The organism is Mesonia profundi (genome assembly GCF_031085155.1).
GTDB classification, from domain to species: domain Bacteria; phylum Bacteroidota; class Bacteroidia; order Flavobacteriales; family Flavobacteriaceae; genus Mesonia; species Mesonia profundi.
Genome location: NZ_JAVHUL010000029.1, coordinates 1 through 26,165, shown reverse-complemented (window position 1 = coordinate 26,165; position 26,165 = coordinate 1). Strand labels below are relative to the sequence as shown.

Sequence of the window (26,165 nt, the reverse complement as noted above, 5' to 3'; positions counted from 1 at the left end):
AAAACAAACAAAACTAATGAAGAAACTATATATAACCTTGTGTGGTATTTTCTTGCTAGGGAGCATGGATGTATCTGCGCAGCAAGACCCGCAGTATACCCAATACATGTACAATATGAATGTGGTGAATCCTGCTTATGCAGGTTCCAAGGAGAGCTTGAATATCGGTTTATTATACCGTGATCAATGGTCGGGCTTTGATGGAGCACCTAAGACCTTTACTTTTTCTGCACATTCTCCCATAGGCGAGAATACAGGATTAGGACTCTCAGCTATTTCAGATGAGATAGGACCGGTAAAAGAGACTAATGTTTATGCAGATTTCTCTTACACCTTAGATTTTAACACCAGTGGGAAGTTAGCCTTTGGTATAAAAGCCGGCGCAACCTTCCACGAAGTGGGACTTACTAACTTGCAACTTCAAGATGGTAATGGGGATTTAGGACCTTTAGATCCTGCATTTTCAGCCAACCTTAATGAAACCTACCCTAATATTGGAGCTGGTTTTCTTTACTATACCGATAATTGGTATGTGGGAGTTTCTGTTCCTAATATGCTAAAGTCAACGCATTTGGATGCAGACCCAGACGGGCGTGAGTATGGTAATGAAGAGCTTCACTATTTTGCTACGGCAGGATATGTTTTTCAATTGTCAGAGAATTTGAAGTTTAAGCCAAGTACTTTGGTGAAGAGTTCCTTTGAGTCTCCTTTATCTTTTGATGTGAATGCAAACTTTTTGTTCTACGATCGCTTTGAGATAGGAGCCTCTTATCGTTATGAAGATGCGGTAAGTGGATTGATGAGTATTCGTGCGACCGACTGGATGCAGATAGGATTTGCTTATGATCATTCTATATCAGATATTGATCAGCCTTCTTATGAAGCCTTTGTGATCTTTGATGTTTTCTTTAATAAGAAGACTTACAGATCTCCACGTTATTTCTAAACCCCAAACAAACGCAAGACACTATTAATTATGAGAAAAAGATATTATATAGCCGCTGCCCTACTGTTTATGTTTAGTGGCGTGGCAAATGCACAAAAAAAGTCTACGAAAAAGGCAGACAAGCATTACGACCGATTAGAATATGTTGAAGCCATAAAGGACTATGAGAAATTAGTTTCTAAAGGTGATGCAGATGCTTACGTTTACGAGCGCTTAGCCGATTCTTACTACAACCTTTACAATACCAAGCAGGCGGAACGTTACTATAAGCTGCACTTAAAAGCAAGCTCTAATGCAAGCGCAGAAGCGCATTACCGTTACGCTCAAATGCTAAAGGCGAATAAGAAGTTTGATGCTTCTAATGCTGCGATGCAAGATTTTGCAAGCAAAGCCCCGAACGATGAGCGCGCAAAAGCTTTTAAAGCCAACCCAGACTACCTTCCACAACTTTTAAATGGGGAGCCAAGGTTTGCAGTGAATAAATTACAACTCAATACAAGCTATCAAGACTTTGGAGCCTACGCAGTAGGTAACAAGCTTTACTTTGTATCGGCACGTAATAAGTCTAGAAGAGATTATGGGTGGAACGACCAGCCTACTTTAGATATATATGAGGCAACCAAGAAAGGAGATAGCTATACGGATATAAAACTGCTAGATGGAGATGTAAATTCTAAGTACCACGAAGGAACGGTGAGCATCACTCCAGATGGAAAGACGATGTTCTTTACCCGTAATGACTATTCAGATGGAGACTATGAGAAAGACTCTAATGGAATAGGGCAGTTAAAGGTATACCAAGCCAAGTTGATCAATGGGGAGTGGGATGATATTCAAGAAGTATCGTTTAATGACTCAGAATATTCAACAGGACATACGGCAATTAGCCCAGACGGGAAGACGCTTTACTTCTCTAGCGATATGCCCGGAGGTAAAGGAATGTCAGACCTTTATAAGGTGGAGATTAAAAGCAATGGTAGCTTTGGAAGTCCACAAAATCTAGGCGCAGGTATCAATACCGAAGGAAGAGAAGGTTTTCCATTCGTAGATAGCGAAGGGACGCTTTACTTCTCTAGTGACGGCCAGTTAGGCTTAGGAGGTTTAGATGTTTTTTACGCGAAAACTTCGGGCGATGGCTTTGGAGCAGTGAAGAACGTAGGTCAGCCGGTAAATAGTAGTGGAGATGACTTCGCTTATAGCTATGATGTTGAAAAGGAGACAGGCTTTGTAAGCTCAAACCGCGGGGCATTAGAAGGGAAAGTAGCTAATGATAATATTTACCGTGTAGATCAAATCCAAATCGTGGAAGAGATTATGGTGGCAAGTACGGTGATCAATGAAGAAACAGGAGCAGAGATAGCTAATGCTCAGGTGGTAGTTTATGATTCCCAAGAGAATGAGATTGCCCGTGAGATGACTAATGATAATGGAGTGGCTAACTTTACATTGATGGCTAATGAGCCTTACGTTTTTCAGGTAAATGCAGAAGACTATGAGAGCAATGCTTCTATGGTTGGAGAAGATGCCGAAGGAGAAGTAGATTTAGTAATTGAATTAAGCCCTATAGAGAAAATCATCCAAGAAGAAGAAGTGGTGTTGAACCCTATTATGTTTGATTTTGATAAATCTAATATCCGTAAGCAAGCAGCTTTTGAATTGGATAAGCTGGTAGCAGTGATGAAGAAATACCCAGAGATGAAAATCAAGGTAGAAGCACATACCGACAAGCGTGGAGCAGCGAATTACAACCAGCAGTTGTCTGAGCGTAGAGCACAAAGCACGGTTCAATATGTAATCTCTAAGGGGATTGATGAATCGCGTATTAGCGGTGAAGGATTGGGAGAGTCTGCACCAAAAGTGGACTGTGACTCTTGTACCGAAGAACAATTTGAATTCAATAGAAGATCTTCTTTTACAATCGTAAAGGAATAAGATTCTAGGTTTATAAATAAAAGCTCGTCTAATTCGTTAGACGGGCTTTTTTCATGCTTTATTTCAGTAGAAAAACTTATCCGTTTATAGAAAAAGGAATTTCGGCGGTAAGATTCTACATATTATTTAAAACCGCGTATATTTGCAACAAAATTACATAACCCATGAGTAAACTTTTAATTGTAGGAACTGTTGCTTTTGATGCTATAGAAACGCCTTTTGGAAAAACCGATAAGATTTTAGGAGGAGCTGGAACTTATATAGGTTTAGCAGCCGAAAAATTTGGTGTCGATAGTGCAATTGTTTCAGTTGTAGGTGGAGACTTTCCGCAGGAATATTTAGATTTATTTCAGCAAAAAAATATCAACACAGAAGGTTTGGAAGTTGTTAAAGACGGTAAAACATTCTTTTGGAGCGGTAAATATCACAATGATATGAACTCTCGTGATACTCTAGAGACCCAATTAAATGTATTAGCAGATTTTCAACCTGTGGTTCCTAAGAGTTATAAAAATGCAGAAGTGGTTATGTTGGGAAACTTACATCCACTCGTCCAATTGAGTGTGATTGAACAAATGAATAGCCCTAAGCTTATCATCTTAGATACCATGAATTTTTGGATGGATAATACCTTGGAAGAACTTTATCAAGTGATTGCAAAAGTAGATGTCATTACAATTAATGATGAAGAAGCTAGGCAGCTTTCTGGCGAGTATTCTTTAGTGAAAGCGGCACGTAAGATTTCTAAGATGGGTCCAAAATATGTAGTAATTAAAAAGGGAGAACACGGCGCTTTGTTATTTCACGAAAATGAGATGTTCTTTGCACCCGCCCTACCTTTAGAAGATGTATTTGATCCAACAGGAGCGGGAGATACTTTTGCTGGTGGCTTTGCAGGGTACTTAACCCAAACTAATGACACTTCTTTTGAGAATATGAAGAATGCGATTATCTACGGCTCGAATTTAGCTTCTTTTTGTGTAGAGAAATTCGGCACCGAAAGAATGATCGATTTAAAAAGCAACGAAATAGATAAGAGATTAAAAGTTTTCAAGTCTCTTACTCAATTCAAAATAGATTTAAACTAAACAAATGCCCTGCCTTGCGCAGGGTTTTTTGATACCTATACAACAACACAAACCCCAAAGGGATCTATCATTATGAGCGACGCTATAAAACACGAATGTGGAATTGCACAAGTAAGACTTCTAAAGCCCCTAGAATACTACAAGGAGAAATACGGAACCGCATTTTACGGGCTAAATAAAATGTACCTTATGTTAGAGAAACAACATAACAGAGGGCAAGATGGTGCGGGATTGGCAAGTATAAAATTAGATACAGAGCCAGGAGAACGCTATATAAGCAGAGTACGTTCTAATCAGGCGCAACCTATCCAAGATATATTTGCTCAAATTAATGATCGTATTAATGAGGAGCTCATTAAGCATCCTGAATATGCCGATGATGTAGCGGCTCAAAAAAAGCACATTCCTTATATAGGAGAGGTCTTTTTAGGACACGTGCGTTATGGAACTTTTGGGAAAAACAGTTTAGAAAACGTTCACCCATTTTTACGTCAAAATAACTGGATGCACCGTAACCTTATCGTTGCTGGGAATTTTAATATGACCAATGTATCTAAGATGTTTGATAACTTGGTAGAGCTTGGGCAGCATCCTAAAGAGAAAGCAGATACGGTGACGGTAATGGAAAAGATTGGTCACTTTTTAGATTCTGAAGTTAGAAAACTTTATAAAAAATTAAAGAAAGAAGGCTTCTCCAAGCAGGAAGCTTCTCCACATATTGCAGAGCAGTTAAACGTAGCAAAAATCTTAAGAAAATCTTCTAAAGATTGGGATGGTGGTTATGCTATGGCGGGACTTATGGGTCACGGAGATTCTTTTGTGCTTAGGGATCCAGCAGGAATACGACCAGTGTATTATTATATGGATGATGAAGCAGTGGTAGTAGCCTCAGAAAGACCTGTCATACAAACGGTGTTTGATGTTGCTTTTGAAGATGTAAAAGAACTGGAGCCAGGACACGCTTTAATTACCAAGAAAGACGGAACAACTTCCATCAAGAAAATTGTAGAGCCTTTAGAAAGAAAAGCTTGTTCTTTTGAACGCATTTATTTCTCTAGAGGAAGTGATGCCGAAATTTATCAAGAACGTAAAAATTTGGGTAAATTCATTATGCCAGATGTTTTAAAAGCCATCGATTATGACACCATCAACTCGGTGTTTTCTTTTATCCCCAATACAGCTGAAACTTCTTTTTATGGAATGGTGGAAGCCGCTCAAGATGAATTGAACCGACAAAAAAATGAAGCGATATTACAGGAGAAAGAAAATTTGACAGATAAGCGCCTTACTGAAATTCTTTCTCATCGTTTGCGTACCGAAAAAATCGCGATAAAAGATGCGAAACTTAGAACCTTTATTACAGAAGATAGTAGTAGAGATGATTTGGTGGCACACGTTTATGATATTACCTATGGTGTGGTAAAACCAACCGACAATTTGGTGATTATAGATGACTCGATTGTGAGGGGAACTACCTTAAAAATGAGTATTTTAAAGATGTTAGATAGATTAGGGCCTAAGAAGATCATTGTAGTTTCTTCTGCTCCTCAAATACGTTTCCCAGACTGTTATGGTATTGATATGGCTAGGCTAGAAGATTTTATTGCTTTTAAAGCGGCATTAGCTCTTTTAAAAGATCATAATAAGTATGGTATCATTGAAGAGGTGTATAAAAAATGTAAAGCCCAAACCGAATTGAATGATGCTGAAGTGCAGAATTTTGTAAAAGAAGTGTATGCGCCATTTACCAATGAGCAAGTTTCAGATAAAATAGCCGAACTGCTAAGCGACAATTCAATGGATGCAGAAGTGAAAGTAATTTATCAAACGGTAGATAAATTACACGAAGCCTGTCCTAATAACTTAGGAGATTGGTACTTTACGGGAGACTATCCTACGGCTGGAGGAAATAAAGTAGTGAACAGAGCTTTTATAAACTTTTACGAAGGAAATAACGAAAGAGCCTATTAAGTGTTGATTTAAAAATAAAATTCAGATTATTTAAAATAATGTGCATTTTATTTTCATAAATACATAAGAATAGTGTATATTTATAATTCCATAACTAAGTAGGTTAAGTTTATGGTAAAATTTGGGGCAAAAAGGTGGTTATTTTAACCACCTTTTTTTTCATTTTATACCATTTTGAAACCTCGATTTATTAATAAAAAGGAAATGATCCCCTCATTAAAACTCTCTTGCTTAACGCTATATTTTTGCTTTCTATTTTCTTTTGCCACTTGGGCAAAAAATACTCCTGCGCAAGCTATAGATAGCATATTAATAGAACGACCTTTAACTTATAAAGACATCAATGATCAATTAAAATTTTTTCAGAGGGATTCTACAAAAGTAAAAAATGCAATTGCGCGTTTTAAAAAAGAGAAATATTTTACGGGAGTAAGTTATGAGTCTATAAAATTAGGAAATATTTATAGAAAGCATGCCTTGTATAAAAGATCTTTAGCCATGCATCAAGAAGCCTTGACTTATGCGAAAAGGGCTAAGAATCAAGAGTTTGAAATCTTTAGCTTAAATATGATTGGTGTAGATTTTCGAAAGATGAATGCTTACGAATCCTCTATAGACTTTCATACGAAAGCCTTAGCTATTGCAGAAAAAGTACAGAATCCATCTAATGGAATTTTAAGGAGTAAGGAGGTTTCTTATAATTCTATTGGGAATGTATATATCTTGCTAGAGCAGCATGATCTAGCTATAGAGAGTTTCAAAAAGGCCTCGGCGATAGCAGAAAAATCGGGTAACCGCTGGTCGGTTTCTATCAACAACGAAAATATTGGTAAGACCTATGAGAAAATTGGGCAGTATGATGAAGCAATTCTTTACGTAGAAAAGGCCTTGGTAATAGATACTGAATTAGGAAATCATTTTGGAAGAATGATTTGCTATAACCGTTTAGCAAGCATTTATCTTAAAAAGAACAATCTTCGGAAAGCTAAAGAATACATAGAAAAGGCTACACCCATTGCAAAAAGTGTGAATAGTGATTTTTATATCTTGCTCATTGCCATTAATAAAGGGAAGCTGGCCTTTGCAAATAAAATGTATGACGAAGCAGAGTCTATTTATCTCCTAAGCCTGGAAGAAGTTCAAGAGAAAGACTTAAAAGATTTACAAACCAGTCTGCATAAGTATTTATCTTTACTTTATGAGGTAAGTGGTAAGCCTGCTGAAGCTTTGATGCATTATAAAAAATACCAAACGTTAGAAGCCGAATTAACCGGTTTAAAGAAAGCACAGTATATCAATGATTTAATTATAAAGTATGAGTCTGTAAAGAAATCAGAAAAAATTAAAAATTTATCTGCCGAAAATAGAATTAGTGAATTAAAGCATCAGCGACAAGAAAACGTTTGGATCATCATTTCTATTTTAGCCAGTTTGGCTTTAATAAGTGTCTATTTATTTTATAGACAACGTCAATTAAAATCAGAAAAAAATATATTGGATCTTGAACAGCGATTAATGCGCTTTCAAATGAACCCGCATTTTATATTTAATGCGCTTAATGCCATTAAACTGTACGTGATTCAAAACGAGAAAAAGAATGCAGTTTACTACCTCAATAAATTCTCTAAGCTGATGCGGAAGATTTTAGAGTCTTCTTTATCCAAGCAAGTTCCATTGACAGAAGAGTTAGATACGGTAGCGCTTTACCTTCAAATAGAGAATATAAGATTTAACGAACAAATTACCTCTATAATAGATATTGAAACCGACTATGATTTAGATAAGGTTCCTGTGCCTTCCTTATTTTTACAACCTTTTGTAGAAAACTCTTTATGGCATGGCTTATTGCCCAAGAAAGAAGGGGAAAAAGTAATAAACATTTCTGTAGAAGAACAAAAAAATCATTTATTGATTGAGGTAAAAGATAATGGAATAGGTAGAAAAGAAGCAGAAATAACTAAATCAAAAAGAAAACTAGATAAAAAGTCGGTAGGGATTACGATCACGAAAGAATTACTTGATAACTTTTATAAGAAATACCACTATGATTGTTCTATTACCTATACAGATTTAGTAGATGCTCATGGTGATTCTACAGGTACACTAGTAATTATCGCTATTCCTAAAAAATAAAAAACTGCCTAAAAAGTTAGTTTTGATTTTCTATTCCGCGGAAAACGAAAAAGAGCAAAAGTTTACTTGTTAGGCAGTCTGTACTATGAGCTAAAAGGGAACCTATTTAGCTTCTGTGTATTTTTCTCCCACTTTTTTCCAATCGATTACATTAAAAAATGCATCAATATAGTCAGGTCTTCTGTTTTGATAGTTTAGGTAGTATGCGTGCTCCCAAACATCTAATCCTAAAATAGGGTGACCTCCACAGCCTTGTCCTGGCATCAATGGATTGTCTTGGTTTGCCGTAGAGCAAACTTGTACTTTTCCTCCTTTATGTACACAAAGCCAAGCCCACCCAGATCCAAACTGAGTAGCGGCAGCTTTAGAAAATTCTTCTTTAAAAGAATCAAAATCTCCAAAAGCCTCATCAATAGCTTTAGCAAGATCTCCAGTAGGTTTTCCTCCTCCTTTTGGAGACATTACCTCCCAAAATAAGTTGTGATTGTAAAAACCACCACCATTATTTCTTACTGCTTTGTTTTCCATATCTAGGTTGGTAAGAATGTTTTCAATATTCTTTCCTTCAAGATCAGTTCCGCTCACCGCGGCATTTAATTTTTTAGTGTAACCTGCATGATGCTTCGTATAATGGATTTCCATTGTTTTCGCATCTATATTAGGTTCTAATGCATCGTATGCATAGTTAAGTTTTGGTTGTTCAAAAGCCATAATTATATAGTTTTAATTGTTAAAAGTAAATTTTCAATCAAATTTAACTATTAAGACACACTTTAGAAATTATATAATGTTATAAAATACTTAAATACTAAATCCTTCTTCTAAAGCTTAAGGATACGTTTACATTTCTTATTTTAGTAAAAAAATTATACGTGTTGCAAACTCCCGGTCCTATTCCTTTTTATGTCTTTAACGCTTCTGCCGGTTCTGGTAAAACCTTTACGATTGTAAAAAAATACCTCAGCCTCTTATTTCAATCTTCTCAAAAGGATTTTTATAAGAATATTTTGGCCATCACCTTTACCAATAAAGCTGTAGCCGAAATGAAAAGTAGAATTATTGAAGCTTTGCGCGCTTTCGCGGAAGAAGACACACCAGCTAAATATGTGGCTTTACGTGTAGCTATTGAAGAAGAAACCCAGCTAACGGCTGAAGAAGTGCATCAAAAAAGCAAACTGATCTTAGAGAGTATCTTACATAATTATGCTGCTTTTGAGATTTCAACCATTGATGGATTTACCCACCGCGTATTGCGCACCTTCGCTAAAGATTTGGGGATTGCCATTAATTTTGAAGTAGAAATGGATACCGGTTTGGTGTTAAGCGAAGCCGTAGACCGAATTATAGAAAAAGCAGGAAAAGACCAACAGCTTACCAAAATCTTGATTGATTTCTCTTTAAGCAAAGCCGATGATGACAAAAGCTGGGACATCGCAAAAGATTTAAATGAGATTGCAAAACTTCTCATCAATGAAAACTACATCGAGCCTCTTGGTATTCTACAAAAATATGAGTTAAAAGATTTTAAAACTTTCGAAAAGCTGCTTCAGGAGAAAGTGAAATTGCTATATGAGATCGCTAAAGCGGAAGCGAATAATTTTATGGAACTTATGAATCAAAATGGGTTAGAAACTAAAGATTTTAGTTCCGGGTATATTCCCAAGTATTTTCAGAAGGTAATTGATAATGACAATTGGTATCCTACAGGCAGCAAGTGGCAGCTAGATATAGAAACCAATACGCCTTATGCAAAAAAACAAACCGACGATAAAAAGAGCGTGATGGACGCACTTTTACCGCAGATTGCTGCGCAATATAGAATGGTAGAGAAAGCTGCTTTTCAACAAGAGTTTTATAAGCAGGTCTTAAAAAATCTGAATTCTTTATCCTTATTAAATGCGATTTCTCGCGAGGTAGAATTGCTAAAACAAGAACGGGATATTTTACTCATTTCAGATTTTAATAAAAAAATCAGCGAAAGCGTAAAAAATCAACCGGTTCCCTTTATTTATGAACGATTAGGTGAACGCTATCAAAATTATTTTATAGACGAATTTCAAGACACATCAGAATTACAATGGAATAATTTAATTCCGTTAATCTCCAACAGTTTGAGTTCGTACTCTTCCACAGGAAAACTGGGAAGTTTACACTTAGTAGGAGATGCCAAGCAGTCTATTTACCGTTGGCGAGGAGGAAAAGCCGAGCAGTTTATCGATTTGAGTAAGGAGCAGGAGGGAGTGTATAACAATCCATTTTCGGTTTTAAAAATAGTGGAAAATCTACCTTCAAATTGGCGAAGCAAAGCAGAGGTAGTCAACTTTAATAATGAATTTTTTGCACACGCGGCTTCGTATATTGAGACTCCAGAATACGAAGATCTTTTTTTAAATGCAGCACAGAAAGTAGAAAAAAAAGAAGGAGGTTATGTACAGATAGATTTTATAGAGGCCGAAAATGCTGAAGAGAAAGATGAAATCTATCCGCAGAAGATTTTAGAACTCATTAAAAATTTAGAAGAAAAAGAGTACCGCAAAGAAGACATTTGTATTCTGGTGAGGAGAAAAAAAGAAGGATATGCCATTGCCGAATATTTAAATGAACACGGAATTCCTATTATTTCTTCAGAAACCTTGTTGGTAAATCAGTCTAAGGAAGTGCAATTTATCAATCATTTGTTGCAGCTTAGTGTTTATCCTTTAGATCAACAAGCTAAGTTTGGTGTGTTGCATTATTTATGGGAGCATCAATTAAGCGAATTAGATTTTTTCACCTTCGTAAACGCAAAACTTCCCTTAATTGGACAAGAATTTTTTGATGCTTTAGAAGAACATCAGCTGTTTTTTAACCTTGCTAACTTTCAGAAAATTCCTTTTTATGACGGCGTAGAATATGTGTTGCGTAGTTTTAGACTTGATGACAGTTCTAATGCTTACGTGCAATTTTACTTAGATTTTGTGTATGAATTTACACAGAAGAATAGTGGAGGCATATTGCATTTCTTAGAGGAATGGGAACAGAAAAAGGAAAGGTTAAGCATTGTGGCGCCAGAAGGACAGGATGCTGTACAAATTATGACCATTCATAAATCTAAAGGTTTGGAGTTTCCTATCGTGATTCATACGTATGCGAATTCGGCTTTAGATGATACCCTTAAAGATTTTTTATGGGTAGAGTTGCAAGACGATAGTTTGCCTATTCCATTAGGTTACTTGAGAGCTTCCAAAAAACTCTTAGATTTTAAGGGAGATGCGGCCGCAAAATACACTCAGCTGCTTAGAGAAAAACAGTTTGATGTGCTTAACGTACTTTATGTGGCGTTTACGAGAGCTAAAAATCAGCTTTATATTTTATCTGAACTTGAATTGGACAAAAATGATCTTCCGAAGAAAAATAAAACCTCCGGAATTTTAATTGATTACTTAAAACTGAAGAAGAAGTGGGACGATTCCTTGAGTTATTCTTTTGGAGAACTCTCAAATCAGCAAGAAGTAAAAGAGGAGCAAGAAGAATTGATCTATCAAGAGATGATTTCTTCTGCGCCTACACAACATGATATCGATGTAGTGACCAAATCTGGCGTTTTATGGGATACGCATCAAGAAGCTTCTATAGATTTTGGAAACACTTTACACGAGATTTTAAATGATATTCGGGTTGTAAATGATGTAGAAAGTGCTTTAAAAAAGGCCGTTCAGTCTTCATTAATAGAAAAAAAAGCAGCCTCTCTTTATAAAGATTCGATTCTAAACTTAGTGGAGCATCCAGAGCTTAAAGCTTATTTCTCTGAAGAATATATCATTTATACGGAAAAAGAAATTTTGTATGAGAGAGAGTTCAAGCGCTTAGATCGATTGTGTATCAAAAGGAAAGAGGCGATTGTGATCGATTATAAAACAGGAGCTTTTTCTTCTACCCATGAAAATCAAATCAATACTTACGCTTTGGCTGTAGAAGGTTTAGGATATAGCGTTACAAAGAAAATATTAATATACCTACACGACACAGCTGAGCTAAAGATTGTTTACATTTGAATTTATTAAAATTATTAAACCATGTATAGTAAAGAAATTAAGGATTACCTACAAAATGAATTGAATGAGATTAAAGAAAATGGTCTCTATAAAAAAGAAAGAATTATTACGACACCGCAAGATGCTGTCATAAAAATTGATACAGGGGAAGAGGTGATTAATTTTTGTGCCAATAATTACTTGGGGCTTTCTTCGCACCCAGAAGTGATTCAGGCGGCAAAAGACACTTTGGATTCTCATGGCTTTGGAATGAGTAGTGTTCGTTTTATTTGTGGAACACAAGACATTCACAAGCAATTAGAAAAAGATATTGCTGATTTCTATGAAACGGAAGACACTATATTATATGCTGCGGCTTTTGATGCCAATGGAGGTGTTTTTGAACCTATTCTTACTAAAGAAGATGCAATTATTTCAGATTCTTTAAACCATGCTTCTATTATTGATGGGGTTAGGCTTTGTAAAGCTGCACGTTACCGCTATGAGAATAGCAATATGGAAGACTTAGAAGAGCAATTAAAAGTGGCTAATGAAAAAGGAGCTCGTTTTAAAATTATTGTAACCGATGGGGTTTTCTCTATGGACGGCTTAGTGGCGCCATTAGACAAAATTTGTGATTTAGCAGATAAGTATGATGCTTTGGTGATGATTGATGAATGTCATGCGACTGGATTTATTGGTAAAACCGGAAGAGGAACCTTAGAAGAGAAAGATGTAATGGGTCGTATTGACATCATTACAGGGACCCTGGGAAAAGCAATGGGAGGAGCAATGGGGGGTTATACCACAGGAAAAAAGGAAATTATAGATATGTTGAGACAGCGTTCTAGGCCTTACTTATTTTCCAACTCTTTAGCGCCAGCGATTGTAGGAGCTTCTATTAAAGTGTTTGAAATGCTTTCTAACAATACAGACTTAAGAGATAAACTGGAAGAAAACACCAAATTCTTTAAAAAGGAAATGAAAGATGCAGGTTTTGATATTATAGATGGAGACTCTGCCATCGTTCCTGTTATGCTTTATGATGCTAAACTTTCTCAAGAAATGGCAGACATGCTTTTAGAAGAAGGTATTTATGTGATAGGCTTCTTTTTTCCTGTAGTACCAAAGGATAAAGCGAGAATACGAGTGCAGCTTTCTGCAGCGCATAGTAGAGAAAACTTGATAAAAGCGGTAGACGCATTTAAGAAAGTTGGAAAGAAACTAAACGTGATATAAGCAGGTTTATAAGCGCATAGCTGAAAGTGTTAAGAAAATTTTATTATTTTTTCTTTTTTTAATACTTAACAAGCGATTACTTTTGTTGATAATTAACACTTAAATTAAAATTTATAATATGAAACATCTTAGCAGATTTTTATTAGTTTCATTGTTCTTCTTAGGTCTTACAACTGTACAGGCACAAGATGAGAACAATCCTTGGGCAGTTGGTATTGGTGTCAACGCCGTAGATTTTTATCCTGTAGGGGAAGATGCGCCTCAGGGTGGAATGTTTGATGAATACTTCAACTTTGGAGATCATTACAATATATTGCCTTCAGTTTCAAGAGTTACTTTAGGTAGATATGTTGGTGCAGGCTTTTCAGTTCAACTTGCGGGTTCTGTAAACAGAATTGATAAGTTTGGAGATGAAAGAAGAGATGATTTATCTTATTATGGAGCAGATGGAGCAATTAGATATAGTTTTAAAAACCTTATCAATGAAGAAGGATGGTTTGATCCTTACTTAGGTATTGGTGGAGGTTATACTTGGATTGATGATGACGGACAAGGTTCTGTAAACGGAACTCTAGGTTTTGACTTTTGGTTAACTGATAACATCGCCTTTAATATCCAGTCTACTTATAAAGATGGATTAGGAGATACAGACTTAGATCATTTCCAACATTCAGCTGGTTTTAAATTGGCTTTTGGAGGAAAAGATACAGATGGTGACGGAATTTTTGACAAGAACGATGATTGTCCAGAAACTCCAGGTTTAGCTGAATTTAATGGATGTCCTGACTCTGATGGTGATGGAATCCAAGATAGTGAAGATGATTGTCCTAATGAAGCTGGTTTAGCTGAATTTAACGGATGTCCTGATACTGATAGTGACGGAATCCCAGATCCTCAAGATGATTGTCCTACTGAAGCTGGATTAAAATCTTTAAACGGATGTCCTGATGCTGATGGTGATGGAATTAAAGACAGTGAAGATGATTGTCCTGAAGAGGCTGGTCCTGCTTCTAACAATGGTTGTCCTTTTGAAGATCGTGATGGTGACGGTGTATTAGATAAAGATGATCAATGTCCAGATGTTGCTGGAACAAAAGCTAACAATGGTTGTCCTGAGGTTACTGTAGAGGTAATCAACGAATTGAATGAATATTCTAAAACCATCTTATTTGATCTTAACAAATCAAGTATTCGTAAAGAATCTTATGATGCTTTAGAGTCTATTTCTGAAATTATGGATGAGTACCCAAGTACTATTTTCCACATTGAAGGACATACAGATAGTCAAGGTAGAGATGCTTATAACTTAAAACTTTCTAAAGAAAGAGCAGCTTCTGTAAAAAATTACTTAATAGAAAAAGCTAATATTTCTGCAGATAGAGTTACTTCTGAAGGTTACGGTGAGGCTAAGCCTATCGCAACTAACAAGACTGCAGCTGGAAGACAGCAAAACAGACGTGTAGAAGTTTCTTTAGAGAAGAACAGAGATAAGGAGTAATTATCCTTATTGCATAACAATAAAAACCGCCTCCTACGAGGCGGTTTTTTTATTTGTTGTAAGTTTCAAGTGAACTTAAAGGTTAGATTGTAATTTACATAAAAGTGGAGTACTTGAAATTAAATTCAGCATAGAAAACGTAAAGATTCCAAGACTTAGTTTTTTAAGATAACTTATATGTACTTATCCAAAAAGAAATTCTACTACCTCTTCTACACGAGAAGCTAATTCTACTTTAATTGCATATTTTCCTGGATTTAATTTATTTTGAGTAGAAACCACGATAGTTTCAAAACCTAATTTCTCTGCTTCTAAAATACGTTGTTCTATCTTAGGAACGGGTCTTACTTCTCCTGCTAAACCAATTTCTGCAGCAAAACATATATTCTTCTCTATAGAAATGTCTTCGTTAGAAGAAAGAATAGCTGCAACAACGGCAAGATCAATGGCAGGATCGTCTACAGAGATTCCTCCAGTAATGTTTAAAAAGACATCTTTGGCTCCCAATCTAAATCCAGCTCTTTTTTCTAACACCGCCAAAATCATATTAAGACGTTTAGCATTGTAACCTGTTGTAGAGCGTTGAGGCGTCCCGTAGACAGCGGTGCTTACCAAAGCCTGTATTTCTATCATTAAAGGTCTTAAGCCTTCTAAGGTTGCCGAAACTGCCGTTCCGCTTAGCTCTTGGTTGCCTTTGGTTAATAATATTTCCGAAGGATTACTAACTTCGCGTAAACCTTCTCCTAACATTTCATAAATACCCAATTCGTTTGTAGAACCAAATCTATTCTTGTGAGCACGTAAAATTCTATAAACATGATTACGATCCCCTTCAAACTGTAAAACGGTATCTACCATATGTTCTAAAATCTTTGGGCCAGCAATACTACCCTCTTTAGTGATATGCCCAATAAGCAATACGGGAGTGTGTGTTTCTTTGGCAAATTTAATAAGTTCTGAGGTGCACTCTCTAATTTGTGAAACACTACCGGGTGAGCTTTCTATAAAGTCGCTGTGTAGAGTTTGTATGGAGTCTATGATGACAATTTCTGGTTCTAATTTTTCAATTTGTTGAAAAATGTGTTGGGTTTTTGTTTCGGTAAGAATATAGCATTCAGAAGGATTAGGATTGACACGTTCTGCTCGCATTTTTATTTGCTGTTGACTTTCTTCTCCTGAAACATATAAGGTTCTATACTTTAGGTTAAGAGAAACCTGCAGCAATAATGTACTTTTCCCTATTCCTGGTTCTCCTCCCAATAGTGTTAAAGAGCCAGGGATGAGACCTCCTCCTAATACGCGATCTAACTCAGCATTATTGGTAGAAAGTCTCCTTTCTTTCTCGTATTGAATATCTTTTATAAGAGCAGGACTGGCGGTTCTTGATTTTTTAGCGCTGCTAGAGGGGCCTTTCCAGTCTTTGGTGTCCTGTTTTTGAACAACTTCTTCTACCAAGGTGTTCCACTGTTTACATGAGGAACATTGTCCTTGCCACTTAGCGTGTGCGTTTCCGCAGTTTTGACAAAAGAAGGTAGTTTTAGTTTTAGCCATTAGAAAATTTTAAGTTAAAATATATAAAGTTTACAAGCCAAAATGCTCTTTAAGAGAGTTAATTTTTTCTATCATCATATCTTTGGTTAAGTAAGAAGCTTCGTTTAATGAAAATGCACTGCGGTATTCTTTGTGGGCTTTTTTGGGTCTTCCATTTTCTTCATAGAAGCGAGCCAAGAAATAACTACCAATCATACTATTAGGATGTTCTTTTTTAGCCAATTTGCCTAAATTTTGATATTGATCATATTTTTTCTTTTTTTCGATAGCCGAAGAGATGGTCATAAAATCACTAATACGTATCTTAATTTGTAGCTCGTAAAGGTTTTGAATGATTTTATATTTATTTTCTAAATATTCGACAAATGTCCCTTTGGTGCTTAATACCTTTTCTTCGTAATCTTTGGAAGAAATAGGTCTATAAACAGCAAAAATATCTTCTATGGCTTTCGGGATCGCTCTTCCTACTAAAGAATAATGCGTTCCTCCTTCAATATTATCACTATAGAAATAGAGGTTGTCGTTATTAATTTTTTTTAGCTTATCAATCATTTGAGAATTAGCTTCTTTTAACTCCTCGGCATCATCTGTTCCTGTGGCTATATAGTACCAAATTTTATCTTTGGAAGCTGAAAGAACTATAGAAAGATTACTTTTAATCACATCGGTATAATCTGGACTTAAGTTAATGTAACCGTCAAAGATCGGACTTTTCTTGAGTAAGTAATAATTCATAAAGTTGGCGGTGCGATCGTGACCTATAATAATCTTAAAGTCAGAGAGGCGATAATTTTTTTCTAATAAAGGTAAAAGTTCACCCCCTATAAATTCAAAGAAATCGGCTCCTTCATCTACAGGAAGCTCATTTTTTTTATCATATTTGGTATCCTTCATTCTACTTTTAGATTGATTGATACCTGCCACTAAGGATTCAGGCATATCTTCCCAATAACTGTAATAATCTACATTCCCGGCAACAGGCTCAAAAAGGTAATCTCCGTCTAAAACTAGAACCAAAGGATAGGTTTTTTTTGTATTCGATTTATAATTCCGCGGCAGCTGTATTTTAATTTCTCGCTGAGCTTGAAGTTTTTCAGATTTTAATATTTTATATTCTACTTGACTGAAAACTAGACACGGAAAAATTAAAGGTAAGCTTAAAAATAAGAAAGACGTTTTCATAAGGTTAGCTTTGAAATTGTCTTATAATATAAGAAAAATTTATTTTTTATTAACCAGTGGCATTAGTATTATGGATAAACCGCCAATAATCAAGTTTAAAAGTGTTTGCGAGCCCCATACTACCCAACCAAAAGCTTCTCCTGTTTGTTGATTTATTCCATAAAGTGCAAGGACAGCTCCTATGGCGATAGGGTAGACACCAATGCCTCCATTGGTTACAGAGATGGCAAAAGATCCTACGACAAAAGCAACTAGGATTTGTCCCATGTCAATTATTGAAGCTCCTGGCACGGCAAATTTGATGAGGAAAAACATAAGAAGATACATTCCCCAGATAAAAAAAGTATGAAAAATAAAAGCAAATTTATTCTTCATGCTGAGAATGCTTTTCATTCCTTCTAAGATGCCTTTGCCAAAGTCTCTCACTTTAACGATGATGGGAATAGTCGATTTTTTAAGAAGTCTTAAGAATAAAAGTCCTAATGAAAATAAAATAATTAAAGCTAAAACTCCCATGAACGGATTAATTTGATAGTTATCCATGACCATGAGGATGTACTCGGTTTGAGAGATAAAAGCAATGCTTAAAATGAGTAATAGCATAATTAAATCGGCAACTCTTTCAGAAATAATCGTTCCAAAAGCTTTTTCAAAAGGAATCTTTTCATAGTTCGCGACGCTTGCAGCTCTTAACACTTCTCCCGATCTAGGAATACCTAAATTGGCCAAATATCCAGACATTACAGCCATAAAACTGTTATGAAGTTTTATTTTGTAACCTAAAGGGGCGAGTAAAAATTTCCAACGATAAGCTCTAGAAAGATGAGATGAAAAACCACAGAATAGCGATAGGAATACATAAAACAGATCTGCATGAATAATATTTTCATACAACTGATTTCTTTCTTCTTCGGTAGAGCGGTAGATAGAGATGGTAATTAAAAAAACTCCCAGCAAAAGTGGGAGTATAATTTTAAGGCATTTTATGACTTTCTTTTTTTTCAAAAGAAGACTTTAGTTTAAGAGGTTGTTCTCTTCATTAGGAAAAACAATGGCGGGTTTAAAGCCTTTTGCTTCTTCCATCTCTATGATGGCGTAAGTGATTAAGATAAGAACGTCACCTTTTGCTACTTTTCGTGCAGCGGCTCCATTTAGACAAATTTCTCCAGAGTTTCGAGGTCCGGGAATCGCATAAGTCTCTAATCTTTCGCCGTTATTGTTATTTACAATTTGAACTTTTTCGCCTTCCACAATATTGGCGGCGTCCATGAGGTCTTCATCAATCGTGATGCTCCCAATATAATTTAAATCAGCACCGGTAACTTTTACGCGGTGAATTTTAGATTTTACAACGTGAATTTGCATTTTTTTGTGTTTAAAACTTTTAGTTTAGTGCAATGTTATCAATTAACCTTACATTATTAGCATAAGCGGCAATAAATGCGCGATATTGTTCTTTTTTGTTAGAAAATGGCTCTAAGGTATGAGCGTTAGCTACTTCAAAGTATTCCAATTTTAACAAGGGATGTCGCTCAAAAGCAGTTTTAATGTCCCTCTCTATCTCTTTAACAGATTTTGTGCCAAAGTTTGCTTTTGCTTGTTGTAATGTTTGATAGATAAAGGCAGATTCTAGTCGGTCTTTATTAGATAGTAATGCATTTCTAGAGCTTCTTGCCAACCCACTTTTTTCTCGGTTTATTTTGCAACCAATTACTTCTATAGGCAGCTTGGTGAGTTCTACCAGTTTTTTTATGATTAATAATTGCTGGAAATCTTTTTCTCCAAAGAAGGCTTTGTGTGGTTTTACCATCTCAAATAGTTTTTTCACAATCGTCCCTACCCCGTCAAAATGACCGTTTCTATATTTTCCTTCCATAAAGCTTGCGACAGGTCCAAAATTAAACTGAGAAGAAGAAATATTTTCGCCGTAAACTTCATGGGCAGAAGGAGCAAATACAATAACATTTTTAGGAAATTTAGATTTTATTAATTGAATGTCGCTATCTAGAGTTCTAGGGTATTTTTCTAAATCATCTTCATTATTAAACTGTGTAGGATTTACAAATATGCTAACAACCACGAGGTCACATGCGCTTTGTGCAAATTCAATTAGCGAAAGGTGACCTTCATGAAGAGCACCCATAGTAGGAACAAAACCTATGGTTTTATTAGTTTCTTTTTGGGCAGATAGATAGTTTCTAAGTGCGCTTTTTTCTTTAAATAGTAGCACGTGTTTGTTGTTTAGGTTGTGCAAAATTAATATAATACTGGTAAACTGCATAAAATTTCGTAATTTTGCCTGTTTTTTATAGTTAATAGTAACCGCAATAGTATATCATTTATGAAAGATAAGCGCATCTTGTACGTTTCTTCAGAGGTAATTCCTTATTTACCAGAAACCGAAATATCATCCATGTCATTTGAGGCACCTAGAATGATCAATAATCAAGGAGGGCAAATTCGTATTTTTATGCCAAGGTTTGGTAATATTAATGAAAGAAGGCATCAATTACACGAAGTTATTCGCCTTTCTGGAATGAATTTGGTAATTAACGACTTAGACATGCCTTTGATTATTAAAGTCGCTTCAGTTCCTAAAGAACGCATGCAGGTTTACTTTATTGATAATGAAGATTACTTTAAAAGAAAAGCAACCTTGACAGATGAAGATGGCAATCTTTTTGAAGATAATGATGAGAGAGCTATATTTTTTGCCAAAGGAGTGATTGAAACCGTTAAAAAGCTAAACTGGTCTCCAGATATTATTCACGTTCATGGCTGGTTGGCTTCCTTGCTTCCGCTTTATTTAAGAAACTATTATGGACATGAGCCGCTTTTTTTAAATTCAAAAATTGTTACCTCTGTGTACAATAAAGGCTTTGAAGGAATGTTAGATGAAGAGATGCAAAAGAAAGTCTTGTTTGATGGATTAGAAGACGATGTGGTAGCTCATTTAGAAACGCCTACTTATTCTAATATTATGAAAACAGCTATCGATAATTCTGATGCTTTAATTAAAGGAAGTGAAGAATTGCCAGAAGAGTTGGAGAAGTATTTAGAAGATAAAGGTTTGCCAACTTTAGAGTACAAAACTAAAGAAGAATTTGCTCAAGCATATCAAGACTTTTATTTTACAGAAGTCTTAAACGAAGAAAAAGAATAAATATATGAAAGAATTAGGCCGGTTAGTATTACTTCTTTTAGGAGTAGTTTTAATTACCACCTCTTGTGAAGATGATTTTGCAGCAGCAGGAAGTAACTTAGTCAACGATAACAATTTTGATGCACTTCTGTACGATGCTTCCCAAATAGAAGTAGCGACAAAGCCTTTAATTAAAATGCAATCTAACTTGTTGAATAGTTATTCGATTGGGTTTTATAATGACGGAGTTTATGGAGATTACTCTGCCAGTATTTTGACACAATTAAAACTTCAAAATCCAAGCCCTAGTTTTGGTGCATATCCAGCTTTAGATAGTGTAATCTTGTCAATTCCCTATTACAGTCGACCGATAGGTCAGAATGAAGATGGAGTTCAATTTAAATTGGATTCTATATACGGAAATAATCCAATTGACTTAGAATTTTATAGATCTAATTATTTCTTAAGGAATGAAGATCCAGAAGATGATTATGAGCCACAGGCTTATTATTCAAATCAGCAGGAAACTTTTGAAGGCTATTTAGATCCTCAGCCATTTTTTACGGTAGAAGACTTTAAGCCATCTCCATTAAAGGTGAGTTACAGAGAAGTCAACTCTAAAGGAGAGTTTGACACGATTTTGGCGAGCCCAAGAACGAGAATCGAACTTCCTCGTGAATATTTTCAGGAATTGATATTGGATAGAGAGGGCAGCTCAGAATTGTTGAGTGACTCTAATTTCAGAAATTTTTTTAGGGGTTTATATATAAAGCCTGTAAATACCTCAGGAGCGGCTACAACCGCTTTGTCCTTGCTAGATTTAAGGTCTGAAGAAGCGAAAATTATCTTGTATTATAACACTTCTGAAGTGGAAGATCCTTCTGAAGAGGAAATAGAGCAAAAAGAATACTCTTTACTTTTTGGGTCTAATATCGTAAATGTTATCAATACAGATAATCAAACTATTCCGACAGGGGATGGAATTTATTTAAAGGGAGGACAGGGGTCTATGGGAGTTATAGACTTGTTTACAGATCCTTCAGAGTTAGAGACGCTAAGGGATTCAGATTGGTTAATTAATGAAGCTAATCTTACGTTTTATGTAGATGAAAATCAAATCAGTGAAGATCATAATCAGCCTCAACGATTGTTTATCTATGATGTAAAAAACAATAGGGTTTTGCAAGATTATACTTTTGATGTGAGTGCCAATGATAATAATCCGCTTAAGTCTAGATTAATCCACTTGGGTAGATTAGATGAAGATGATAACGGAAAAAGGTTTTATAAATTAAAGCTTACTTCTTATGTAAGCGACATTATTAATAAAGACTCCACCAATACAAGACTTGGATTAATGGTGAGTAATAATGTAAACATATTTAATCCTGTAAAAGTAGAAGTCGAAGGAGAAGAAAATGTAGATGAAGATTATCAATTAGAGGTGGTACCTTCTCCCATGTTATTGACCCCCCAGAGTACTGTTTTATATGGTCCAGATGCACCAGAAGGGAACAGATTGAAACTAAATATATATTATACCGAACCAAATTAATTATGTGTGGAATTGTAGGTTATATAGGGCATAGAGACGCTTACCCTATTGTTTTGAAAGGATTGCAGCGCTTAGAGTATAGAGGTTATGATAGTGCGGGAATTGCGCTTTATGACGGGGCTAACTTAAATGTTTGTAAGACGAAAGGTAAAGTGCTTGATCTTAAAAATAAGATGGAGGCAGAGAATATTACTGAAGGGAATATAGGAATAGGGCATACAAGATGGGCAACTCATGGGGTGCCTAATGATGTGAACTCACATCCTCATTATTCTAACTCGGGAGATATCGTGATCATTCATAACGGGATTATTGAAAACTATGCTTCTTTAAAACAGGAGTTAACTTCTAGAGGTTACACCTTCGAATCTGATACCGATACGGAAGTCTTGGTTAATCTTATTGAAGATGTAAAGAAAAAAGAAAATGTAAAGTTGGGGAAAGCAGTGCAAATTGCTTTGAATCAAACTATAGGGGCATACGCTATTGCGGTATTTGACAGAAATAAACCAGATGAGATCATTGTCGCTCGCTTAGGGAGTCCGTTGGCTATTGGAGTAGGTGAAGATGAGTTTTTTATCGCTTCAGATGCTTCGCCATTTATTGAATTTACCAAAAGTGCGATTTACCTTGAAGATGGAGAGATGGCGATTGTTCGCTTAGGAAGAGAAGTGAGAGTGCGCAAGATTCAGGATGATACTATGGTAGTTCCTTACGTTCAAGAGCTTCAGATGAACTTAGAGCAGATTGAAAAAGGAGGTTATGAGCATTTTATGCTAAAAGAAATTTATGAGCAACCTAGTGCCATCGTAGACACGTATAGGGGAAGGATGTTGGTGGATAAAGGCATAGTAAGAATGGCAGGAATGGACGATAATATCGAAAAGTTCACTAATGCTAAACGTATCTTAATTGTGGCCTGTGGTACCTCTTGGCATGCAGGTTTGGTAGCAGAATATATTTTTGAAGATTTTGCTAGAGTGCCTGTTGAAGTGGAATATGCTTCAGAGTTTAGATATAGAAACCCTATTATAGATGAAAATGATGTGGTTATTGCTATTTCGCAATCGGGTGAAACGGCAGATACCATGGCAGCAATTAAATTGGCAAAATCAAAAGGAGCTTTTGTGTTTGGAGTATGTAATGTAGTGGGGTCTTCTATTTCCAGAGAAACTCACGCAGGGGCATATACTCACGCAGGACCAGAGATTGGAGTAGCTTCTACCAAAGCTTTTACTACACAAATTACGGTGTTGAGTTTAATGGCGCTTAAATTAGCCAAGGCAAAAGGAAATATGAGTCACGCCGATTTCCATTATCATTTGCAAGAATTAGATTTAATTCCTAAAAAGATAAAGAAAGCCTTGGAATCTAATGAACATATAAAAGTAGTAGCTAAGAAATATATGAACGCTGCTAATTTTTTGTACTTAGGAAGAGGTTTTAACTTTCCTGTAGCCTTAGAAGGCGCTTTAAAGTTAAAAGAGATTTCTTACATTCATGCAGAAGGTTATCCTGCTGCGGAAATGAAACACGGACCTATTGCTTTGATTGATGAAAATATGCCGGTGGTGGTTATCGCTACCAAAAAGGGGCATTATGAAAAAGTGGTAAGTAATATTCAAGAAATAAAATCTAGAGACGCAAGAATTATCGGGATTGTTACCGAAGGAGATAAAGATGTAAGGTCTATGGCAGACTATGTCATTGAAGTGCCAGATACCATCGAAGCATTTACCCCCTTACTAACAACTATTCCGCTTCAGCTTCTTTCTTACCATGTGGCAGTAATGCTTGGTAAGAATGTAGATCAGCCTAGAAACTTAGCAAAATCCGTTACGGTAGAATAATATTTATTTTTCAAAATTAGGGGTGTTTTATTTCATAAAAATAATCTATCTTTGCAGCCGGAAAAAGAGAGCATTTTTTCCTTTATTAAAAACTATAAATTAAACAATTAGATAATGTCTAAAGTTACAGGTAAAGTTGCACAAATTATTGGTCCTGTTGTTGACGTTGTGTTTAGCACAGAAAACGCTGAGTTGCCAAAAATTTACGATTCGTTAGAGATCACTAATAAAGATGGTTCTATATTGGTTCTTGAAGTTCAATCCCACATTGGGGAAAACACCGTAAGAACAATAGCCATGGACTCTGCCGATGGTTTAAGCCGTGGGACAGAAGTTTTGGCTACAGGTAACCCAATCCAGATGCCAATTGGAGATGATGTTTACGGACGTCTGTTTAACGTAACAGGAGATGCGATTGATGGTCTTGGAAACCTGCCAAAAACAGGTAAAGATGGTCTCTCTATTCACCGTGAAGCTCCAAAATTTGAAGATTTATCTGTATCTCAAGAAGTTTTATATACGGGAATCAAAGTAATCGATTTAATTGAGCCTTATGCAAAAGGAGGTAAAATTGGATTATTTGGAGGTGCAGGAGTAGGTAAAACAGTACTTATTCAAGAATTGATTAACAATATTGCAAAAGGTCACGGGGGTCTTTCTGTATTCGCAGGAGTAGGAGAAAGAACACGTGAAGGAAATGACCTTTTGAGAGAGATGCTAGAATCTGGTATTATTAAATACGGAGATGATTTTATGCACTCTATGGAAAGTGGAGGATGGGATCTTCAAAAAGTAGACAAGTCTGCGATGAAAGATTCTAAAGCTACCTTCGTTTTTGGACAAATGAATGAACCACCAGGAGCACGTGCTCGTGTGGCGCTTTCAGGATTAACAATTGCAGAATATTTTCGTGATGGAGCAGGAGAAGGGCAAGGAAAAGATGTACTTTTCTTCGTAGATAACATTTTCCGTTTTACACAAGCAGGTTCGGAAGTGTCAGCACTTTTAGGACGTATGCCATCTGCGGTAGGTTACCAACCTACATTAGCTACCGAAATGGGAGCTATGCAAGAACGTATTACTTCAACTAAACGAGGATCGATTACTTCTGTACAAGCCGTTTATGTGCCTGCAGATGATTTAACAGATCCAGCACCAGCAACCACGTTTGCTCACTTAGATGCAACCACCGTACTTTCTCGTAAAATTGCAGAGCTTGGTATTTATCCAGCGGTAGATCCGTTAGATTCTACGTCAAGAATTTTAACTGCAGATATTTTAGGAGATGAGCATTATAATTGTGCACAACGTGTAAAAGAGTTGTTACAACACTATAAAGAATTACAAGATATTATTGCTATTCTTGGTATGGAAGAATTATCTGAAGAAGATAAATTGGCCGTATCTCGTGCAAGACGTGTGCAACGTTTCTTATCTCAGCCTTTCCACGTAGCCGAACAGTTTACAGGATTAAAAGGAGTATTGGTAGATATTAAAGAAACCATCAAAGGATTTAATATGATCATGGATGGGGAATTAGATAAATACCCAGAAGCTGCTTTTAACCTTAAAGGAAGCATCGAGGAAGCGATAGAAGCTGGAGAAAAAATGTTAGCCGAATCATAAAATTAGATTAGAGAGATAAGACTTTAGGGATTTGAGAATCTCAAGTCATAGCTCGCATCTTAATACGATAATACTATGCATTTAGAAATAATAACCCCAGAAAAAGTTTTGCTTAGCGCAGAAGTTGAATCTGTAGCCGTTCCTGGTGTAGATGGAGAATTTCAAATGCTTAGCAATCACGAAGCCATCGTTTCTGTACTTATCAAGGGAGAAGTGAAAATTGGTGGAAATGTAAGCTTAACGGAAGAAGTTAAAAATGACTTTACCACTGGAGAAGATGGAAGGTTAGAATACCACATTAAAGGTGGCGTTTTAGAATTCAAAAATAATAAAGCTATTGTTTTAGCAGATTAAGAGCACGTCTTGTCTAGTCCTAAATAATCGATACAGATTAATAAAGGATTAAATTTAATATTTAAAGCTGAACAATGACTTCATT

General features: G+C 35.9%; 19 protein-coding genes. 13 read left to right on the top strand and 6 right to left on the bottom strand.

The genetic code is table 11. The features are described 5' to 3' along the window. Nucleotides 1–16 precede the first annotated feature (16 nt). The 5 genes from RBU60_RS10660 to RBU60_RS10640 all read left to right on the top strand — a co-directional run bounded on the left by RBU60_RS10660 (nucleotide 17) and on the right by RBU60_RS10640 (nucleotide 8,070). Complete coding sequence (locus RBU60_RS10660; protein ID WP_308864966.1) at nucleotides 17–946, top strand: PorP/SprF family type IX secretion system membrane protein; 930 nt, start codon at nucleotides 17–19, stop codon at nucleotides 944–946. 30 nt (nucleotides 947–976) lie between these two features. Then, nucleotides 977–2,878: an OmpA family protein gene (locus tag RBU60_RS10655; protein ID WP_308864965.1), complete on the top strand. Its 1,902-nt coding sequence runs from the start codon at nucleotides 977–979 to the stop codon at nucleotides 2,876–2,878. A gap of 164 nt (nucleotides 2,879–3,042) precedes the next feature. Continuing rightward, entirely contained in the window at nucleotides 3,043–3,966 is a 924-nt protein-coding gene (locus RBU60_RS10650) for a PfkB family carbohydrate kinase (RefSeq protein ID WP_308864964.1), read from the top strand. A 72-nt stretch (nucleotides 3,967–4,038) separates the two neighbouring features. Continuing rightward, the gene (locus tag RBU60_RS10645; RefSeq protein WP_308864963.1) at nucleotides 4,039–5,937 is read left to right on the top strand and encodes an amidophosphoribosyltransferase; all 1,899 of its coding nucleotides are present in this window, start codon (nucleotides 4,039–4,041) and stop codon (nucleotides 5,935–5,937) included. A 204-nt stretch (nucleotides 5,938–6,141) separates the two neighbouring features. Next, nucleotides 6,142–8,070 carry a tetratricopeptide repeat protein gene (locus RBU60_RS10640; protein ID WP_308864962.1) on the top strand — a complete coding sequence of 643 codons (1,929 nt, stop codon included), beginning with the start codon at nucleotides 6,142–6,144 and terminating at the stop codon, nucleotides 8,068–8,070. Nucleotides 8,071–8,172: 102 nt separating this feature from the next. On the opposite strand, the gene RBU60_RS10635 is transcribed toward RBU60_RS10640, so the two are convergent. Next, entirely contained in the window at nucleotides 8,173–8,781 is a 609-nt protein-coding gene (locus RBU60_RS10635) for a superoxide dismutase (RefSeq protein ID WP_308864961.1), read from the bottom strand. 161 nt (nucleotides 8,782–8,942) lie between these two features. On the opposite strand from RBU60_RS10635, the gene RBU60_RS10630 reads away from it, so the two are divergent. The 3 genes from RBU60_RS10630 to RBU60_RS10620 all read left to right on the top strand — a co-directional run bounded on the left by RBU60_RS10630 (nucleotide 8,943) and on the right by RBU60_RS10620 (nucleotide 14,820). Beyond that, nucleotides 8,943–12,104, top strand: a complete 3,162-nt coding sequence (locus RBU60_RS10630; RefSeq protein WP_308864960.1) for a UvrD-helicase domain-containing protein — start codon at nucleotides 8,943–8,945, stop codon at nucleotides 12,102–12,104. A 21-nt stretch (nucleotides 12,105–12,125) separates the two neighbouring features. Next, nucleotides 12,126–13,322 carry a glycine C-acetyltransferase gene (gene kbl, locus RBU60_RS10625; RefSeq protein ID WP_308864959.1) on the top strand — a complete coding sequence of 399 codons (1,197 nt, stop codon included), beginning with the start codon at nucleotides 12,126–12,128 and terminating at the stop codon, nucleotides 13,320–13,322. A 118-nt stretch (nucleotides 13,323–13,440) separates the two neighbouring features. After that, nucleotides 13,441–14,820 carry an OmpA family protein gene (locus RBU60_RS10620; protein ID WP_308864958.1) on the top strand — a complete coding sequence of 460 codons (1,380 nt, stop codon included), beginning with the start codon at nucleotides 13,441–13,443 and terminating at the stop codon, nucleotides 14,818–14,820. A gap of 183 nt (nucleotides 14,821–15,003) precedes the next feature. On the opposite strand, the gene radA is transcribed toward RBU60_RS10620, so the two are convergent. From radA to panC, 5 genes are read right to left on the bottom strand one after another with little or no spacing between them, the layout of a single operon-like run. Then, the gene (gene radA / locus RBU60_RS10615) at nucleotides 15,004–16,371 is read right to left on the bottom strand and encodes a DNA repair protein RadA (protein ID WP_308864956.1); all 1,368 of its coding nucleotides are present in this window, start codon (nucleotides 16,369–16,371) and stop codon (nucleotides 15,004–15,006) included. A 30-nt stretch (nucleotides 16,372–16,401) separates the two neighbouring features. Then, nucleotides 16,402–17,553, bottom strand: a complete 1,152-nt coding sequence (locus tag RBU60_RS10610; protein ID WP_308864954.1) for an alpha/beta hydrolase — start codon at nucleotides 17,551–17,553, stop codon at nucleotides 16,402–16,404. Nucleotides 17,554–17,592: 39 nt separating this feature from the next. Further along, a complete protein-coding gene (locus RBU60_RS10605; RefSeq protein WP_308864951.1) occupies nucleotides 17,593–18,558 on the bottom strand; it encodes a lysylphosphatidylglycerol synthase transmembrane domain-containing protein in 966 nt (321 codons plus the stop codon). A 9-nt stretch (nucleotides 18,559–18,567) separates the two neighbouring features. Next, nucleotides 18,568–18,918 carry an aspartate 1-decarboxylase gene (panD, locus tag RBU60_RS10600; RefSeq protein ID WP_308864949.1) on the bottom strand — a complete coding sequence of 117 codons (351 nt, stop codon included), beginning with the start codon at nucleotides 18,916–18,918 and terminating at the stop codon, nucleotides 18,568–18,570. A gap of 19 nt (nucleotides 18,919–18,937) precedes the next feature. Further along, the gene (gene panC / locus RBU60_RS10595; protein WP_308864947.1) at nucleotides 18,938–19,834 is read right to left on the bottom strand and encodes a pantoate--beta-alanine ligase; all 897 of its coding nucleotides are present in this window, start codon (nucleotides 19,832–19,834) and stop codon (nucleotides 18,938–18,940) included. 60 nt (nucleotides 19,835–19,894) lie between these two features. Between panC and RBU60_RS10590 the strand changes: the two genes are divergently transcribed. From RBU60_RS10590 to RBU60_RS10570, 5 genes are all read left to right on the top strand, one after another. Then, entirely contained in the window at nucleotides 19,895–20,716 is an 822-nt protein-coding gene (locus tag RBU60_RS10590; protein WP_308864946.1) for a glycogen/starch synthase, read from the top strand. A 4-nt stretch (nucleotides 20,717–20,720) separates the two neighbouring features. Continuing rightward, a complete protein-coding gene (locus tag RBU60_RS10585) occupies nucleotides 20,721–22,250 on the top strand; it encodes a DUF4270 domain-containing protein (RefSeq protein ID WP_308864944.1) in 1,530 nt (509 codons plus the stop codon). A 2-nt stretch (nucleotides 22,251–22,252) separates the two neighbouring features. After that, a complete protein-coding gene (glmS, locus tag RBU60_RS10580; protein WP_308864943.1) occupies nucleotides 22,253–24,100 on the top strand; it encodes a glutamine--fructose-6-phosphate transaminase (isomerizing) in 1,848 nt (615 codons plus the stop codon). A gap of 114 nt (nucleotides 24,101–24,214) precedes the next feature. Continuing rightward, a complete protein-coding gene (atpD, locus tag RBU60_RS10575) occupies nucleotides 24,215–25,726 on the top strand; it encodes a F0F1 ATP synthase subunit beta (RefSeq protein WP_308864942.1) in 1,512 nt (503 codons plus the stop codon). Nucleotides 25,727–25,801: 75 nt separating this feature from the next. Next, entirely contained in the window at nucleotides 25,802–26,080 is a 279-nt protein-coding gene (locus RBU60_RS10570; protein WP_308864940.1) for a FoF1 ATP synthase subunit delta/epsilon, read from the top strand. Nucleotides 26,081–26,165 lie beyond the last annotated feature (85 nt).

Coding starts and splice junctions, on each gene's coding strand:
- RBU60_RS10660 (WP_308864966.1), top strand. CDS start 17: ATGAAGAAACTATATATAACCTTGTGTGGTATTTTCTTGCTAGGGAGC.
- RBU60_RS10655 (WP_308864965.1), top strand. CDS start 977: ATGAGAAAAAGATATTATATAGCCGCTGCCCTACTGTTTATGTTTAGT.
- RBU60_RS10650 (WP_308864964.1), top strand. CDS start 3,043: ATGAGTAAACTTTTAATTGTAGGAACTGTTGCTTTTGATGCTATAGAA.
- RBU60_RS10645 (WP_308864963.1), top strand. CDS start 4,039: ATGAGCGACGCTATAAAACACGAATGTGGAATTGCACAAGTAAGACTT.
- RBU60_RS10640 (WP_308864962.1), top strand. CDS start 6,142: ATGATCCCCTCATTAAAACTCTCTTGCTTAACGCTATATTTTTGCTTT.
- RBU60_RS10635 (WP_308864961.1), bottom strand. CDS start 8,781: ATGGCTTTTGAACAACCAAAACTTAACTATGCATACGATGCATTAGAA.
- kbl (WP_308864959.1), top strand. CDS start 12,126: ATGTATAGTAAAGAAATTAAGGATTACCTACAAAATGAATTGAATGAG.
- RBU60_RS10620 (WP_308864958.1), top strand. CDS start 13,441: ATGAAACATCTTAGCAGATTTTTATTAGTTTCATTGTTCTTCTTAGGT.
- radA (WP_308864956.1), bottom strand. CDS start 16,371: ATGGCTAAAACTAAAACTACCTTCTTTTGTCAAAACTGCGGAAACGCA.
- RBU60_RS10610 (WP_308864954.1), bottom strand. CDS start 17,553: ATGAAAACGTCTTTCTTATTTTTAAGCTTACCTTTAATTTTTCCGTGT.
- panD (WP_308864949.1), bottom strand. CDS start 18,918: ATGCAAATTCACGTTGTAAAATCTAAAATTCACCGCGTAAAAGTTACC.
- panC (WP_308864947.1), bottom strand. CDS start 19,834: ATGCAGTTTACCAGTATTATATTAATTTTGCACAACCTAAACAACAAA.
- RBU60_RS10590 (WP_308864946.1), top strand. CDS start 19,895: ATGAAAGATAAGCGCATCTTGTACGTTTCTTCAGAGGTAATTCCTTAT.
- RBU60_RS10585 (WP_308864944.1), top strand. CDS start 20,721: ATGAAAGAATTAGGCCGGTTAGTATTACTTCTTTTAGGAGTAGTTTTA.
- glmS (WP_308864943.1), top strand. CDS start 22,253: ATGTGTGGAATTGTAGGTTATATAGGGCATAGAGACGCTTACCCTATT.
- atpD (WP_308864942.1), top strand. CDS start 24,215: ATGTCTAAAGTTACAGGTAAAGTTGCACAAATTATTGGTCCTGTTGTT.
- RBU60_RS10570 (WP_308864940.1), top strand. CDS start 25,802: ATGCATTTAGAAATAATAACCCCAGAAAAAGTTTTGCTTAGCGCAGAA.